The 16,274-nt window shown below is 72.0% G+C and carries 11 protein-coding genes; 8 read left to right on the top strand and 3 right to left on the bottom strand.

The genetic code is table 11. The features are described 5' to 3' along the window. Positions 1-135: 135 nt before the first annotated feature. Complete coding sequence (gene eccCa, locus ABT092_RS27665; protein WP_351248595.1) at positions 136-4,116, bottom strand: type VII secretion protein EccCa; 3,981 nt, start codon at positions 4,114-4,116, stop codon at positions 136-138. A 387-nt stretch (positions 4,117-4,503) separates the two neighbouring features. Here eccCa and eccD point away from each other — a divergent pair, with 387 nt between their 5' ends. The 6 genes from eccD to ABT092_RS27635 all read left to right on the top strand — a co-directional run bounded on the left by eccD (position 4,504) and on the right by ABT092_RS27635 (position 11,838). After that, a complete protein-coding gene (gene eccD, locus ABT092_RS27660) occupies positions 4,504-6,051 on the top strand; it encodes a type VII secretion integral membrane protein EccD (protein ID WP_351248621.1) in 1,548 nt (515 codons plus the stop codon). A gap of 235 nt (positions 6,052-6,286) precedes the next feature. Then, positions 6,287-6,574 (top strand): 30S ribosomal protein S15, encoded by a 288-nt coding sequence (gene rpsO, locus ABT092_RS27655; RefSeq protein ID WP_030943387.1) that lies wholly within the window; start codon positions 6,287-6,289, stop codon positions 6,572-6,574. Between the two features lie 424 nt (positions 6,575-6,998). Continuing rightward, entirely contained in the window at positions 6,999-9,218 is a 2,220-nt protein-coding gene (locus ABT092_RS27650; protein ID WP_351248593.1) for a polyribonucleotide nucleotidyltransferase, read from the top strand. Further along, positions 9,215-10,594 (top strand): M16 family metallopeptidase, encoded by a 1,380-nt coding sequence (locus ABT092_RS27645; protein ID WP_351248591.1) that lies wholly within the window; start codon positions 9,215-9,217, stop codon positions 10,592-10,594. The genes ABT092_RS27650 and ABT092_RS27645 overlap by 4 nt, the downstream gene beginning before the upstream one ends. A gap of 35 nt (positions 10,595-10,629) precedes the next feature. Next, the gene (gene dapB, locus ABT092_RS27640; protein WP_351248589.1) at positions 10,630-11,382 is read left to right on the top strand and encodes a 4-hydroxy-tetrahydrodipicolinate reductase; all 753 of its coding nucleotides are present in this window, start codon (positions 10,630-10,632) and stop codon (positions 11,380-11,382) included. Between the two features lie 3 nt (positions 11,383-11,385). Beyond that, positions 11,386-11,838 carry a hypothetical protein gene (locus tag ABT092_RS27635; protein ID WP_351248587.1) on the top strand — a complete coding sequence of 151 codons (453 nt, stop codon included), beginning with the start codon at positions 11,386-11,388 and terminating at the stop codon, positions 11,836-11,838. 72 nt (positions 11,839-11,910) lie between these two features. On the opposite strand, the gene ABT092_RS27630 is transcribed toward ABT092_RS27635, so the two are convergent. Together ABT092_RS27630 and ABT092_RS27625 are read right to left on the bottom strand one after the other, a co-directional pair. Continuing rightward, entirely contained in the window at positions 11,911-12,471 is a 561-nt protein-coding gene (locus tag ABT092_RS27630; RefSeq protein ID WP_351248585.1) for an SCO5741 family PH domain-containing membrane protein, read from the bottom strand. A 185-nt stretch (positions 12,472-12,656) separates the two neighbouring features. Further along, positions 12,657-12,899, bottom strand: a complete 243-nt coding sequence (locus ABT092_RS27625) for a hypothetical protein (RefSeq protein ID WP_351248583.1) — start codon at positions 12,897-12,899, stop codon at positions 12,657-12,659. A gap of 364 nt (positions 12,900-13,263) precedes the next feature. Here ABT092_RS27625 and dapA point away from each other — a divergent pair, with 364 nt between their 5' ends. After that, positions 13,264-14,163: a 4-hydroxy-tetrahydrodipicolinate synthase gene (dapA, locus tag ABT092_RS27620; RefSeq protein WP_351248581.1), complete on the top strand. Its 900-nt coding sequence runs from the start codon at positions 13,264-13,266 to the stop codon at positions 14,161-14,163. Positions 14,164-14,319: 156 nt separating this feature from the next. Next, complete coding sequence (locus ABT092_RS27615; protein ID WP_351248579.1) at positions 14,320-16,005, top strand: ribonuclease J; 1,686 nt, start codon at positions 14,320-14,322, stop codon at positions 16,003-16,005. Positions 16,006-16,274: the final 269 nt, after the last annotated feature.

The following is a 16,274-nucleotide window of genomic DNA, read 5'->3' as shown; positions in this document are numbered from 1 at the left end:
GCACGGCGGCCGATTCGCCGCCCCGAACCGAACTCCTCCGCTCACCAGCAGGCCCGCCCGAGCACCTTGACGGGGAGCGCCACCGGCACGGTTCCCGTGGGGGCGGAGCTGAGGCCCTGCCCCCGAAGGAACCCTTCACGCCCCCTCGTCGCCCTCCGCGAGCAGCCCCGTCTGCACCAACGGCTTGCCCCGCTTGCGGGACACGAAGGTGCCCCGGCCCACCGGCATCGGCCGCGGTCGCACCCCGCCCAGCAGGTCTCCCTCGCCGGGGTCGCCCGCGAGGACGACGCCCTGGGCGCCCAACTCCTTCATCCGTTGGATGAACGGCTCGTACGCCGCCCGCCCCGCCCCGGCGGTGGAGCGGGCGACGATGAAGCGCACCCCCACGTCCCGCGCGAACGGAAGCAGCTCGGTCAACGGGGCGAGCGGGTTGCCGCTGGAGGTGGAGACCAGGTCGTAGTCGTCGACGACGACGTACACCGTGGGCCCCTGCCACCAGCTGCGCTCCCGCAGTTGCCGCGCGGTCACGTCGGCGGTCGGGCTGCGCCGGCGCATCAGGTCGGCGAGGGCCTCGACGTGGTGGTCCATGGCGTTGGACATCGGCACGTACTCGGCCAGGTGGGAGGCGGGCACCGCGTCGAGCAGGGCCCGCCGGTTGTCCACCACGAACACCTTGCAGCCGTCCCCCGGATACCGCTCGGCGAGCCCCTTGACCAGGAGGCGCAGCAGGTTCGACTTGCCGGACTCGCTCTCGCCGAACACCAGGAAGAACGGGTCCTGCTCGAAGTCCACGAACACCGGTTCGAGGTTGTCCTCGTCGAGGGCCCAGGCGACGCCCCGTTCCGGGAACCGGTCGCCGCGGGGCAGCCGGTCGGCGGGCAGGCGTCGGGGCAGCAGGCGCACGCCGGGCGCGCCCGGCGCCGACCAGTGCCGGGTCACCTCCGCCGCGAGGGCCTCGGTGGCCCGGGCGAGGTCGGTGTCCGAGGAGAGTCCGTCGATCCGGGGGACCGCCGCCATGAAGTGCAGGCGCTGCGGCGAGATGCCGCGACCGGGCACCCCGACCGGTACGTTCACCGCGACCTTGCGGTCGATCTCGGAGTCCATGGTGTCGCCGAGCCGCAGTTCCAGCCGGTTGCCGAGGAGGTCCTTGAGGTGGGAGCGGACCTCCATCGAGCGGGATGCCGACAGCACCAGGTGCACGCCGTACCCGAGGCCGCGGGAGGCGATGTCGAGGACGATCTGCTCCAGGCCCTCGTACTCCTGACGGAAGTTGCCCCAGCCGTCGATGACGAGGAAGACGTCGCCCCAGGGCTGGTCGGTGACGGAGACCTCGCCCCGGGCCCGGCGGGCGCGGAAGTCGGCGATGGACGCGATCTGGGCCGCCCGGAAGTACTCCTCGCGGCGGGTCAGCACCCCGTACACCTCGGCGACGGTGCGCCGCACCCGCTCCGGGTCGAGCCGGGAGGCGACCCCACCGACGTGGGGCAGGCCGGCGACCGCGGCGAGCCCGCCGCCGCCGAAGTCGAGGCCGTAGAACTGCACCTCGTACGGGGTGTGGGTGAGGGCGAAGGCGGCGATCAGGGTCCGCAGCAGCGTCGACTTGCCGGACTGCGGGCCCCCGAGGAGTTGCAGGTGACCGGCGGCTCCCGAGAAGTCGCACCAGAGCGGATCGCGGCGCTGCTCGTACGGCTTGTCGACCAGGCCCAGCGGGACGACCAGTCGCCCGGTGACCGCCTGGTCGGGCGGGGTGAGGCCGCGCCCCTGGACCGCCGTCAGCCCGGGCAGCAGCGCGTCCAGCGAGGGCGGGCTGTCCAGCGGCGGCAACCACACCTGGTGCGCCGCCGGGCCCTGCGCCTCCAACCGCCGGACGATCACGTCGAGCACGGTGTCCGCGAGCGCCTCGTCCTCGGCCTCCGCCTCCGGCGCGGTGCGGGCCGCGGGCACGCTGAGGTACGACACCGGGACCTCGGTCGCGGTGAACAGCACGGGGCGTCGGTCCACGGGCAGCGGCCCGCCCGCCCCCGCCGTCCGCCCGCCGCCGGACCGGTAGGCACCGGACACGTACGCCGCCTTGAAGCGCACCATCTCGTCGGTGCCGAACTTCAAGAACCCCGAACCGGGCACGTTCGGGAGCTCGTACGCGTCCGGCACGCCGAGCGCCGCCCGGGACTCCGCGGCGGAGAAGGTCCGCAGACCGACCCGGTACGACAGGTACGTCTCCAGCCCTCGCAGCCGCCCCTCCTCCAACCGCTGTGAAGCCAGCAGCAGATGGACGCCGAGGGACCGGCCGATGCGCCCGATCTGGACGAACATCTCGATGAAGTCGGGCTTCGCGGTGAGCAGTTCGCTGAACTCGTCGATCACCAGCACCAGGGAGGGGATCGGCTGCAACGGGGCCCCGGCGGTCCGGGCCCGCTCGTAGTCGTGCACGTTGGCGTAGTTGCCCGCGTCCCGCAACATCTCCTGGCGCCGGTTCAGCTCGCCGCGGATCGAGTCGCCCATCCGGTCGACCAGCGTCAGGTCGTCCGCGAGGTTGGTGATGACGGCCGCCACGTGCGGCATCTGCGCCATCCCGGCGAAGGTGGCGCCGCCCTTGAAGTCGGCCAGCACGAAGTTCAAGGTCTCCGAGGAGTGCGTCACCGCGAGGCCCAGCACCAGCGTGCGCAGCAACTCCGACTTGCCGGAGCCGGTGGCCCCCACGCACAGCCCGTGCGGTCCCATGCCCTCCTGCGCGGCCTCCTTGAGGTCCAGCATCACCGGCTGCCCGTCCTCGCCGACCCCGATCGGCACCCGCAACCGCTCCGCCAACGACCGGGTGCGCCAGGTGCGCCGGGTGTCCACCGAGGCCGCGTCCCCGAGCGCCAGCAACTCGGTGAACTCCAGGTTCGCCAACAGCGGCTCGTCGTCGTCCCCGCCCGAGGCCATGCGCAGCGGCGCCAACTGCCGCGCCAGGGCCTCCGCCGACTCGGGGGCGAGCGCGTCCGGCACGCCCTCGTAGACCTGGCCGCTCGCCGACTCCAACCGCAGCAACCCCGGCCGGACCACGATCGACAGGTCCCCGCGTCCGGCGGCGAGGTCACCGGGCACCACCTCGACCACCGTGACGCCCTGGAGCCCCTCCACCGAAGCGAGGGGGGAGTGCGGCGACAGCGACAGCCCGTCCAGGACGACGACCAGGTGCGGCTCGTCCGGCACCGGAGCGCCCGCCGGGTGGAAGCGGGGCCGCCCCACCAGCCGGTCGGCGAGCAGCGCGTCCAGGTCACCCGCGCCGTGCACGACCATCCGGCGGGCGCCCGCACCGTCCGGCGCCCCCGGCGCCTGGGCGTGCGGCAGCCACTTGGTCCACTCCCACTCGGGGAGGCGGTCCGCGCCGACACCGAAGACCAGGACCAGGTCCTCGGGGGTGTGCAGCGAGGCCAGCGAGGCGGTCAACGCCCGGGCCGTGCCGCGCACCGCAGCCGGGTCGCCGCTGACCGTGACGTGGTAGAAGGCCCGCAGGGACACGGCCATCGGCAGGGCTTCCAGGGTGCCGTGCGCGGCGACGAACCGGCGCAGCGCGTCCTCCGTCAGCGGTTCCAGACCGTCGGTCGGCCCGATGTCCGGCGCGATCAACGGGGTGGCCAGCGGCTGCGGCCCCAGCCCGATCCGCACCTGTCCGAAGTCGACGTCACCGGAACGCCGCTCCCACACCCGGCTGCCCTCGGCGACCAGCGCCCAGAGCTGCTCCGGGGAGGGGTGCAGGAAGTACTGGGCGTCGCGCTGCGCGCGGGCGGTCGTCACCGCGGTCCGCCGGGTCTGCGCCAGGTACCGCAGGTAGTCCCGGCGGAGGTCCGCCAACTGCCCCTGGGCGCCGCGCCGGTAGCGCACCACCATGGCGATCGTCATGGCGAGGGTGGAGACCACCATCACCATGCCCATGACCTTCATGAACGGGTGGGAGTTGGGCATGAAGAAGAAGACGATCGAGCCGCCCATGCCGAGCAACGGCATGAGCTGCATCAGGGTGCCCTCCTCCTGGCCGCGCGGCAGCTCCGGCGGCGGTTCGAGCGCGATCTCCCCCGTGGGCGTTTCGGGTGGCAAAGCCCGTGGCGGGCGCTTGACGACGATCTGGCTCATTGGCCCCAATTCCCTTGCCGGCGCGGTCCCTTCCCTCCGCCGCCCCGTGCACAGCGGACCCCGACCGCCCGGCCGATCCTACTGACGCGCCGCGTGCGGGTCGGGCGATAGGGTGCGGTCCGTGTGCGCCCGCACACGGACAACGCGACGGGCGAAACGGGGCATTCACGGGCCACTCGGGCCCAGCCGGTCGGGAACGGGGCACCGGAACGCGCCGTGACGACGCGTCGAGGACGAGGACACCGCCGGGAGGGCCCCGGCGCACCGCCCGCACCAGGCCGCCCGACGGGCGCGCCCACCGCCCGGTCGCGCGCCGGGTCACCACCGTCCACGACGCCCGGCCACCACCCGTACCAGCCCATGAATGAGGGGGAGCAGCAGGTGAGCATGACGGCCTCCGCGGCCACCGGAGACCCCGGCGGCGCCGCAGCTGTCGGACCGAACGGCTCGGCCGTCCACCGCGGCCCCGGCACCGGACACGGCTTCTGCCGGGTCACGATCGTCGCCCCCGACAGCCGCATCGACGTGGCACTCCCGGACGACGTCCCCGTCGCCGACCTCCAACCCGAGATCCTGCGGCTCGCCCGGCAGGCCCCCGAACCCGGGGCGCCCGTCGGCTACCACCTCGTCCGCCGCGACGGGACCGTCCTCGACAGCGCCCGGTCCTTCACCGCCCAGCGCATCCCCGACGGGGAACTGCTCACCCTGCGCCCGTTCGCCGACTCGCTGGCCCCGGTCGTCTTCGACGACGTGTCGGAAGCCGTCGCCGCGGGCGTCAGCCGCGACCGCACCCTGTGGAGCGGCGAGCTCACCCGTGCGGCCGGGCTCACCGGCGGGGGCGTCCTCGCCGCCCTCATCGCCTTCCTCGCCTGGTCAGCCGACCCGGGCCACGACATGAACGGCATCCCCGGCGTCCTCGCCGCCGTCACCGGACTGCTCCTGCTCACCCTCGGCGCCGTCCGGGCCCGCGTCTACGACGACCGGGCCGCCGCGCTCGCCCTCGGTCTGGGCGCCCTGCCCAACGTCGCCGTCGCGGGCTCGGGCCTGCTCGCGCCCGCCGCCGGACAGGGCATCGGGCAGTTGCACGTCCTGACGGCCTGCGCCGCCGTCCTGCTCGCGGCCCTGTTCCTCACCGCCGCCTCGCCCCGCGGCGACGGCCCCTTCGTCGCCTTCGCCTTCGCCGCCGGAATCGGCCTGCTCGCCACGTTCACCGCGCTGCTCGCCGGCTTCGACGCCGTCGAGACCGCCGCGGTCTGCGTGCCCGTCGCGGTCGGTGCCCTGGCCTTCCTGCCCGGTCTGTCGATGCGCTTCGCCCGGCTCCCCGTCGGCTTCGCCGCGCCCAGCACCACCCGCGGCCCCGGCCCGACCGCTCCTGGTGCGTACGGCGAGGAGCCCGCGGCCCCCGAGACGGTGGACGCCGAACGGGTCGCCGCCCAGGCCCGGCGCGGCCACGAACTGCTCGTCGGCCTGGTCGGCGGCTGCGCCCTGGTGGCCGTCGGCGCCGCCGCCGTACTCGGCTTCTCCGACGACCCGTGGGCCCGGCTCCTCGCCCTGGCGACCGGGCTGTCCCTGCTGCTGCGCGCCCAGTTGTTCCGCTACTCGGCCCAGGTCGGGGCGACCCTCGCCGCCGGCCTCGGCTCCCTGGTGCTGCTCGGCCTCGGCCTCGCCCTCAACCCGCCGGCCCACCTGGTCCGCGACGCCCTGCGCGGCGACGGCACCGCCCTGGACGTGCGCACGGTCTGGCTCGTCGCCGCGTTCGCGGTGGGCGCCGCCCTGGTCACCTCGGTGGGGCTGATCGTCTCGCGCGGCGGGGTCAGCCCCTTCTGGGGCCGGTTCCTGGAACTCGCGGAGGGCTTCTTCCTGCTCACCCTGGTGCCCCTGGCCCTCGCCGTCTTCGACCTCTACGCCCAGGTCAGGGCGCTGGTGCCGAAGTAGGCCGCCCCCTGCCGCCGTCCCGCCGCGGCAGCACCGCTGCATACCGCGGTAGGCAGCGGTGCTAACCTGGTCGACGGCCGTTTGCGTACGCACCCCCGGATCTCCCGAGACCTGGTGGCAGCGCCCAGCGGACCCCGCCTCCCGAGTCACGGAAGATCCCCTGCGACGTGTCAGGGGCACTCGGCGGCCCCACGAAGCCGGTACGGCTCCGTGACGAAGCAACCAAGGAGTACGCGTGTCGCTCGACGCCGCTACGAAGAAGCAGATCATGTCCGAGTTCGGCACCAAGGAGGGTGACACCGGCTCCCCCGAGGTCCAGGTCGCCATGCTGTCGCGCCGGATCTCCGACCTGACCGAGCACCTGAAGACCCACAAGCACGACCACCACTCGCGCCGCGGTCTGCTCATCCTGGTCGGTCAGCGTCGCCGGCTGCTCCAGTACCTGGCCAAGAAGGACATCCAGCGCTTCCGCGCCCTGGTCGACCGCCTCGGCATCCGCCGCGGCGCGGCCGGCGCCAAGTAGCACGTCGTGAAGGGAGCGGTTCCCACCCCAGGGGACCGCTCCCTTCGCCGTTGCCGGCCGGACCGCGGGCCGGTTTCCCGGTCACGGGGGCGCACCACGGCACACCCGCCGTGCGCGCTCTACGTGCGCAGGGTCACCGCGGCTTTGTAGTCTGGTCGCAGTACCACCACCGCACGGACCGGACCGAGGCGGCGCCCGTCGCCGCGAGGTCCACCGGGCGGCCCCCGCGGCACCGCCGAGTCGGCGCCGCACGCAGTGACACATGACGAGGAGAAGCGCCCCCGCCGCGCCGGTCCTCGGTAGTGGCTCCCGGGACGTTCGCCCCCGAGGGCTTCGATCGAAGACCGGCAAGCAACCACGGCGCGCTTCTCCGCCCCCGTCCCCCGCCACCCGGGCGCGGGACGCAGACGAGGAGAAACCGCTGGTGGAGAACGAGACCCACTACGCCGAGGCCGTCATCGACAACGGCTCCTTCGGCACCCGCACCATCCGCTTCGAGACCGGTCGCCTGGCCCGCCAGGCCGCCGGTTCCGCGGTGGCCTACCTGGACGACGACACCATGGTGCTGTCGGCCACCACCGCCTCCAAGAACCCCAAGGACCAGCTCGACTTCTTCCCCCTCACGGTGGACGTCGAGGAGCGCATGTACGCGGCCGGCAAGATCCCCGGCTCCTTCTTCCGGCGCGAGGGCCGGCCCAGCGAGGACGCGATCCTCACCTGCCGCCTGATCGACCGCCCGCTGCGCCCGTCCTTCAAGAAGGGCTTGCGCAACGAGATCCAGGTCGTCGCGACGATCATGGCCCTCAACCCCGACCACCTGTACGACGTCGTCGCGATCAACGCCGCGTCCGCGTCCACGCAGCTCGCCGGGTTGCCCTTCTCCGGTCCGATCGGCGGCGTGCGCGTGGCCCTGATCCGCGGTCAGTGGGTGGCGTTCCCGACGCACACCGAGCTGGAGGACGCCGTCTTCGACATGGTCGTCGCGGGCCGCACCCTGGAGGACGGCGACGTCGCGATCATGATGGTCGAGGCCGAGGCCACCGAGAAGACCATCAAGCTGGTCGAGGGCGGCGCCGACGCCCCCACCGAGGAGGTCGTCGCGGCCGGTCTGGACGCCGCGAAGCCCTTCATCAAGGTGCTGTGCCGGGCGCAGGCCGACCTCGCCGCCAAGGCCGCCAAGCCGACCGGCGAGTTCCCCGTCTTCCTGGACTACCAGGACGACGTCCTGGAGGCCCTCTCGGCCGCCGTCCGCGAGGAGCTGGCCCAGGCCCTCACCATCGCGGGCAAGCAGGAGCGCGAGGCCGAGCTGGACCGGGTCAAGGGCCTGGCCGCCGAGAAGCTGCTCCCGCAGTTCGAGGGCCGCGAGAAGGAGATCTCCGCCGCGTACCGTTCGCTGACCAAGTCCCTGGTCCGCGAGCGCGTCATCAAGGAGAAGAAGCGCATCGACGGCCGCGGTGTCACCGACATCCGCACCCTGGCCGCCGAGGTCGAGGCCATCCCGCGGGTCCACGGTTCCGCCCTGTTCGAGCGCGGCGAGACCCAGATCCTCGGTGTGACCACGCTGAACATGCTCCGCATGGAGCAGCAGCTGGACACGCTGTCCCCGGTCACCCGCAAGCGCTACATGCACAACTACAACTTCCCGCCGTACTCCACCGGCGAGACGGGCCGCGTCGGCTCCCCCAAGCGCCGCGAGATCGGCCACGGCGCCCTCGCCGAGCGCGCCATCGTCCCGGTCCTGCCGGCCCGCGAGGACTTCCCCTACGCGATCCGCCAGGTGTCCGAGGCGCTCAGCTCCAACGGCTCGACGTCCATGGGCTCGGTCTGCGCCTCGACGATGTCGCTGCTGAACGCCGGTGTGCCCCTGAAGGCCCCGGTCGCCGGCATCGCCATGGGCCTGATCTCCCAGGAGATCGAGGGCGAGACCCACTACGTCACCCTCACCGACATCCTCGGTGCGGAGGACGCCTTCGGCGACATGGACTTCAAGGTCGCCGGCACCAAGGAGTTCGTCACCGCCCTCCAGCTCGACACCAAGCTGGACGGCATCCCGGCGTCCGTGCTGGCCGCGGCCCTCAAGCAGGCCCGCGACGCCCGTCTGCACATCCTCGACGTGATGATGGAAGCCATCGACACGCCGGACGAGATGTCCCCGAACGCCCCGCGGATCATCACCGTGAAGATCCCCGTGGACAAGATCGGCGAGGTCATCGGCCCCAAGGGCAAGATGATCAACCAGATCCAGGAGGACACCGGCGCCGAGATCACGATCGAGGACGACGGCACCATCTACATCGGTGCCGCCGACGGCCCGGCCGCCGAGGCCGCCCGCGCCACGATCAACTCCATCGCCAACCCGACCATGCCGGAGGTCGGCGAGCGCTACCTGGGCACGGTCGTGAAGACCACCACCTTCGGTGCGTTCGTCTCGCTGATGCCGGGCAAGGACGGTCTGCTGCACATCTCGCAGATCCGCAAGCTGGCCGGCGGCAAGCGCGTGGAGAACGTCGAGGACGTCCTCGGCGTGGGCCACAAGGTCCAGGTCGAGATCGCCGAGATCGACTCCCGCGGCAAGCTCTCCCTGATCCCCGTGATCGAGGGCGAGGACGGTGCCGAGGACACGAAGGACGACGCCGCCAAGTGACGTCCCGTAGTTTCCGCGCGACGGCCCGTGTCTCTTCGGAGACGCGGGCCGTCGCCCGTACCCAAACCCTCCTCAAGGGCAAGGACGGCATCGGCACGGTCCGCCGCACGACCCTGCCGGGCGGCCTGCGCGTCGTCACCGAGACCCTGCCCTCCGTCCGTTCGGCGACCTTCGGCATCTGGGCCCACGTGGGCTCCCGGGACGAGACGCCGACCCTGAACGGCGCCACCCACTACCTGGAGCACCTGCTCTTCAAGGGCACCGACCGGCGGTCCGCCCTGGACATCTCCTCCGCGATCGACGCGGTCGGCGGCGAGATGAACGCCTTCACGGCGAAGGAGTACACCTGCTACTACGCACGGGTGCTCGACACCGACCTGCCGCTCGCCATCGACGTGGTCTGCGACATGCTGACCGGCTCGCTGATCCGGTCCGAGGACGTCGACGCCGAACGCGGCGTGATCCTCGAAGAGATCGCGATGACCGAGGACGACCCCGGGGACTGCGTGCACGACCTGTTCGCGCACACCCTGCTCGGGGACGGCCCGCTGGGCCGCCCGGTCCTCGGCACGGTCGACACGGTCAACGCCCTGACCGCCGACCGCATCCGCCGCTTCTACCGGAAGCACTACGACCCCACCCACCTGGTCGTCGCCGCCGCGGGCAACGTGGACCACCACAAGGTCGTCCGCCAGGTGCGCGCCGCGTTCGAACGCGCGGGGGCGCTCGGCCGCGCCGACGCAGAGCCCATCGCCCCCCGCGAGGGCAGCCGCACGATCCGCGCGGCGGGCCGGGTGGAGCACATCGGCCGCAGGACCGAACAGGCCCACCTCGTCCTCGGCATGCCGGGCCTCTCCCGCACCGACGACCGGCGCTGGGCGCTCAGCGTGCTCAACACCGCACTCGGCGGCGGCATGTCCTCCCGGCTCTTCCAGGAGGTGCGGGAGAAGCGCGGGCTGGCGTACAGCGTGTACTCGTACACCTCCGGCTTCGCCGACTGCGGCCTCTTCGGCGTCTACGCCGGGTGCCGCCCCAGCCAGGTGGGGGACGTCCTCGCGATCTGCCGCGACCAACTCGCCGAGGTGGCGGAGCACGGGCTGTCCGACGACGAGATCGTCCGGGCCATCGGCCAGCTCGCCGGCTCCACGGTCCTCGGCCTGGAGGACACCGGCGCCCTGATGAACCGCATCGGCAAGAGCGAACTGTGCTGGGGCGAGCAGATGTCCGTGGACGACATGCTCGCCCGGATCGGCGCGGTGACCCCGGACGAGGTCCGGTCGGTCGCCCGCGAGGTGCTGGGCCGTCGCCCGTCCCTGTCGGTCATCGGCCCGCTCAAGGACAAGCAGACGGCCGCGCTCCACGCGGCGGTCGGCTGACCTCCCCTCGTCCCCTCCCCGTAAGGAACAAGCACATGAGCAAGCTGCGAGTCGCGGTCATCGGCGCCAAGGGCCGCATCGGCTCCGAGGCGGTGCGCGCCGTGGAGGCCGCCGAGGACCTGGAACTGGTGGCCGCGCTCGGCCGCGGCGACCGGCTGGAGACGCTGGTCGAACAGGACGTGCGGGTCGCCGTGGAGTTGACGAACCCCGGTTCCGTCATGGGCAACCTCGACTTCTGCGTGCGCCACGGCATCCACGCCGTGGTCGGCACCACGGGCTGGACCGACGAACGGCTCGCCCAACTCGGCACCAGCCTGGCCGCGTCCCCCGCGACCGGGGTCCTCATCGCGCCGAACTTCTCCATCGGCGCAGTGCTGACCATGAAGTTCGCCCAGATCGCCGCCCCCTACTTCGAGTCCGTCGAGGTCGTGGAGCTGCACCACCCCCACAAGGCGGACGCCCCCAGCGGCACCGCGACCCGCACCGCCCAGCTGATCGCCGCCGCCCGGGCCGCCGCGGGCAGCGCTCCGCAACCGGACGCCACGGTCACCGCGCTGGAGGGTGCCCGCGGCGCGGACGTCGACGGGGTGCCGGTGCACTCGGTGCGGCTGCGCGGGCTCCTCGCCCACCAGGAGGTCCTGCTCGGCGGGGAGGGGGAGACCCTCACCGTCCGGCACGACTCGCTGCACCACAGCAGCTTCATGCCGGGCATCCTGCTGGGGGTGCGGCGCGTGGTGGACGCCCCGGGCCTCACCTTCGGCCTGGAACACTTCCTGGACCTCGGCTGACCGATGCGCGCCAAGATCACTTACGCCCTCGCGGCCGTCGTCCTGGTCGTCTACTTCGTCCTGGTCGGCAGCCGCGGGGTGTTCCTCATCCAGGCCGGCACCCTGCTGACGGTCACCTTCGGGATCGCGGTGCTGGTGCTGCCGCTGATCGGACTCTGGTTCCTCTGGAAGAACACCCAGTTCGCCCGGAAGGCCGGACTGCTCGCGGCGGAACTCGAACGCGAGGGCGGGCTACCCGTCGACGAACTGGAGCGCACGCCCAGCGGGCGCATCGACCGCGACTCCGCCGACGCCGTGTTCCTCAGGCGCAAGGCCGAGACGGAAGCGGCGCCGGAGGACTGGCGCTCCTGGTTCCGGCTCGCCGTGGCCTACCACGACGCCCGCGACACCCCCCGCGCCCGCAAGGCCATGCAGCGGGCGATCGCCCTCCACGAGGGACGGCAACCGGCCGCCTGACCGACCGTGCCCCGGCCCGCGACGGCGGGCCGGGGCACGGGGCGGCGGCCGGAAACGTACGGGGCGGTCGGTTCAGCCCCGGCGGTACTCCTCGGCCCACGCCTCCACGGTGTCCGCGGCCCGGTCGAAGGCGTGCGAGCGGGCCAGGAAGTCCGCGTTGTGGGTGGTCAGCAGCAACACCGGTGCGTCGTCCGCGCGGCGGCCGGAGACCGCCAGGGTCAGGGCCTGCCCCTGCACCGTGCGCGGCAGCCCCAACCAGCGCACCGGCTGCTGGGCGGTGCGCAGCGCGGTGACCCGCTGCCAGGGGAACGTGACCGTGGTCAGGAAACCGACCCGGCGCACGCCCCGGGCGCTGACCCAGGTGCCCATGCGCAGCAGCCGCAGCGCGGCGGCGATGACGAGCGCCGCCACCGCCATGCAGGCTCCGGCCGCGGCCGGGGAGTCGGCCAGTGCCACGATCATGGTGGCCAGCAGCACGTACGAGGCCAGCAGCAACAGGAGTGCGCCGGCACCCACCCGCCAGGGCCCGGGGCGGTAGGGGCGCCGCCAGCGATCACGGTCGTCGAACGGCAGCGCGACGTCGTCCGACGACTCGTCGAAAGCGCGGTCCGCCGTCAGGAAGGGCAGGGGCACGACAGGTCCTCACTCGATCCACGCACGGGTCCGTGCCCGGTGAGGCTATCGATACGTGACCGAACCGACCACCCTCGGGGGGCCGGACGAGTCACGCCCGGCTGACGCCCCAGGTCAGACGGGTGGCCGCCAGCGCAAGCCCCTTCGTCGCGCTCACTCTCCGTCACGGTGGGTGACGGTGTGGGTCAGCGATCGTCGACCGTCGCCTCCGACTGCTGGGTGCGCGCGGGCGAGGGATCGGGGGAGAGGGCCGGAGTTCCGAACACCAGGGCGCCGACCAACCCGGCGGCCACCGTCAGCCCGATGAGGGTGCGACCCGCGACGACGCCCGCCGAGAGCCGGTCCCGCGGCGGGGGAGCGACGTTGCTGCGGAAGCCGTCGGTCTCGGCGACGAAGGCGAAGGGAACGGACTCGCGCCGGGGGGCCATGGGGGGCTCCTTTCCTGGGGTGCGGTCGGCGACGGAACGCCGTCACCCTCCAAGACGCACGAAAGCGTCCACAGGTGCCCCCTATCGGCGATTTCATGGAAATTCGCCGGGCTTCGCGAAGGTGCGCGCCGACCGAACCCCACGGGGAGCCGGGTCGGCAACGGAAATCCGGCGGGCCGCCCGACCACCCCCATCACCCGGCGAAGTGTCCGGATTGCAGCATTTCATGAACTTCATCTAGCCTGATCGAACGGACCCGGCACTGCTTGAACCCCCGAGCAGGCAGTGCCGGGCTCCACCTTTGTCGCACACCCGTGTCCCCCGCATGGGGACCCCGCGCTGAGCAGCGAGTAGCGTGTTACCCATGGCTCCGACCTCCACTCCGCAGACCCCCTTCGGGCGGGTCATCACCGCCATGGTCACGCCCTTCACGGCGGACGGCGCACTCGACCTCGACGGCGCCCAGCGCCTCGCCGCCCATCTGGTGGACGCCGGCAACGACGGCCTGGTGCTCAACGGCACCACCGGGGAGTCCCCCACCACCACCGATGCGGAGAAGAGCGAGCTGGTCCGGGCGGTCCTCGAAGCCGTGGGCGACCGGGCCCACGTCATCGCGGGCATCGGCACCAACGACACCCGCCACAGCGTGGCCCTCGCCCGCGAGGCCGAAGGCGTCGGGGCGCACGGCCTGCTCGCGGTGACGCCGTACTACAGCAAGCCTCCGCAGGAGGGGCTGTACCAGCACTTCACCGCGATCGCCGACGCCACCGGCCTGCCCGTGATGCTGTACGACATCCCCGGCCGCAGCGGGGTGCCCATCGAGACCGAGACGATCGTGCGTCTCGCGGCGCACCCCCGGATCGTGGCCAACAAGGACGCCAAGGGGGACCTGGGCCGCGCCAGCTGGGCCATCGCGCGCTCGGGGCTCGCCTGGTACTGCGGTGACGACATGCTCAACCTGCCGCTGCTGTCGGTGGGCGCCGTGGGCTTCGTCTCCGTCGTCGGTCACGTCGTCACCCCGGAGCTACGGGCCCTCGTGGACGCCTACACCGCCGGTGACGTCCAGAAGGCGACCGAGATCCACCAGCGGCTGCTGCCGGTCTACACGGGGATGTTCCGGACCCAGGGCGTCATGACGAGCAAGGCCGCCCTCGCCCTCCGGGGGCTGCCCGGCGGTCCGCTGCGACTGCCGCTGATCGGGCTCACCGCGGAGGAGACCACCCGACTGCAGGAGGACCTCGCCGCCGGGGGGGTGGAGCTGTAGCCCTCGCGGGGTATGGCTCCCACCACAGACTTCACAACTGAATACGCACCACCACCGGACCGACCCGCTCCGGTGCGACCGACAACTGCATTTGCACGAACGTCACGCGCGCCACGTGCCACTGGGTACGTGGCGCGCGTGGTTGAGGAGAGTCTTTTGAGTCATCCGCATCCTGAACTCGGTGCCCCGCCCAAGCTCCCGAAGGGCGGCCTGCGCGTCACCCCGCTCGGCGGCCTCGGCGAGATCGGCCGCAACATGACCGTCTTCGAGTACGGCGGTCGTCTGCTGATCGTCGACTGCGGAGTGCTCTTCCCCGAGGAGGAGCAGCCCGGAATCGACCTGATCCTGCCGGACTTCTCGTCCATCCGGGACCGCCTCGACGACATCGAGGGCATCGTCCTCACCCATGGTCACGAGGACCACATCGGCGGTGTCCCCTACCTGCTGCGCGAGAAGCCGGACATCCCGCTGATCGGTTCCAAGCTGACCCTCGCCCTGATCGAGGCGAAGCTCCAGGAACACCGCATCCGCCCCTACACCCTGGAGGTGGCGGAGGGGAACCGGGAGCGCATCGGCCCCTTCGACTGCGAGTTCGTCGCGGTCAACCACTCCATCCCGGACGCCCTGGCCGTGGCCGTGCGCACCCCGGCCGGCATGGTCGTGCACACCGGCGACTTCAAGATGGACCAGCTCCCGCTGGACCGTCGACTGACCGACCTGCACGCGTTCGCCCGCCTCAGCGAGGAGGGCATCGACCTCCTGCTGTCGGACTCCACGAACGCCGAGGTCCCGGGCTTCGTCCCGCCCGAGCGCGACATCTCCAACGTGCTGCGCCAGGTGTTCGCGGGCGCCCGCAAGCGCATCATCGTGGCGAGCTTCGCCAGCCATGTGCACCGCATCCAACAGATCCTGGACGCCGCCCACGAGTACGGCCGCCGGGTCGCCTTCGTCGGCCGGTCCATGGTCCGCAACATGGGCATCGCCCGAGACCTCGGCTACCTCCGGGTGCCCGCGGGGCTCGTCGTGGACGTCAAGACCCTCGACGACCTGCCCGACAGCGAGGTCGTCCTCGTCTGCACGGGGTCCCAGGGCGAGCCCATGGCCGCGCTGTCCCGCATGGCCAACCGGGACCACCAGATCCGGATCGTCCAGGGCGACACGGTGATCCTGGCGTCGTCCCTGATCCCCGGCAACGAGAACGCGGTCTACCGCGTGATCAACGGCCTGACCCGCTGGGGGGCGAACGTCGTCCACAAGGGCAATGCGAAGGTCCACGTCTCGGGCCACGCCTCGGCCGGCGAACTGCTGTACTTCTACAACATCTGCAAGCCGCGCAACCTGATGCCGGTCCACGGTGAGTGGCGCCACCTTAGGGCCAACGCCGAGTTGGGCGCCCTCACCGGCGTTCCGCACGACCGCATCGTCATCGCCGAGGACGGCGTGGTCGTCGACTTGGTCGACGGCAAGGCCAAGATCGTCGGCAAGGTCCAGGCCGGCTACGTCTACGTCGACGGGCTGTCGGTAGGGGACGTCGGCGAACCCGCGCTCAAGGACCGCAAGATCCTCGGGGACGAGGGCATCATCTCCGTCTTCGTCGTCGTCGACGCCAGCACTGGCAAGATCACCGGCGGCCCGCACGTCCAGGCCCGCGGCTCCGGCATCGAGGACGCGGCGTTCAGCGACATCATCCCCAGGGTCACCGAGGTGCTCGAACGCTCGGCGCAGGACGGTGTGGTCGAGCCCCACCAGCTCCAGCAGCTGATCCGGAGGACCCTCGGCAAGTGGGTGTCGGACAACTACCGCCGTCGTCCGATGATCCTGCCGGTCGTGGTCGAGGTCTGACCTGACCGTGCGCCAACCTGGAGCGGGGCCCCTCGATTTGCGTCCGAGGGCCCCGCTCCAGTACGTTTACGGCTCCGCCTGACGGGGAAGCGCCGACGCCTCCGTGCGATCGACCCTTCGTTCCGTCAGACCGGGAAATCCGACTCGGAATCGTCTGATAAAGTCGGAACCGCTGGAAAGGAAAGCGAGCGAATCGCTCTCCTGGAAAGCACCGAGGAAATCGGATCGGGAAACGGTCTGATAGAGTCGGAAACACCGAAGGGAAGCGC

The sequence above is a fragment of the Streptomyces sp. NPDC002490 genome (genome assembly GCF_040296045.1).
Classification (GTDB): domain Bacteria; phylum Actinomycetota; class Actinomycetes; order Streptomycetales; family Streptomycetaceae; genus Streptomyces.
Note: the sequence above shows the minus strand (reverse complement) of the source record. Positions and strands in the feature narration are given on the sequence as shown.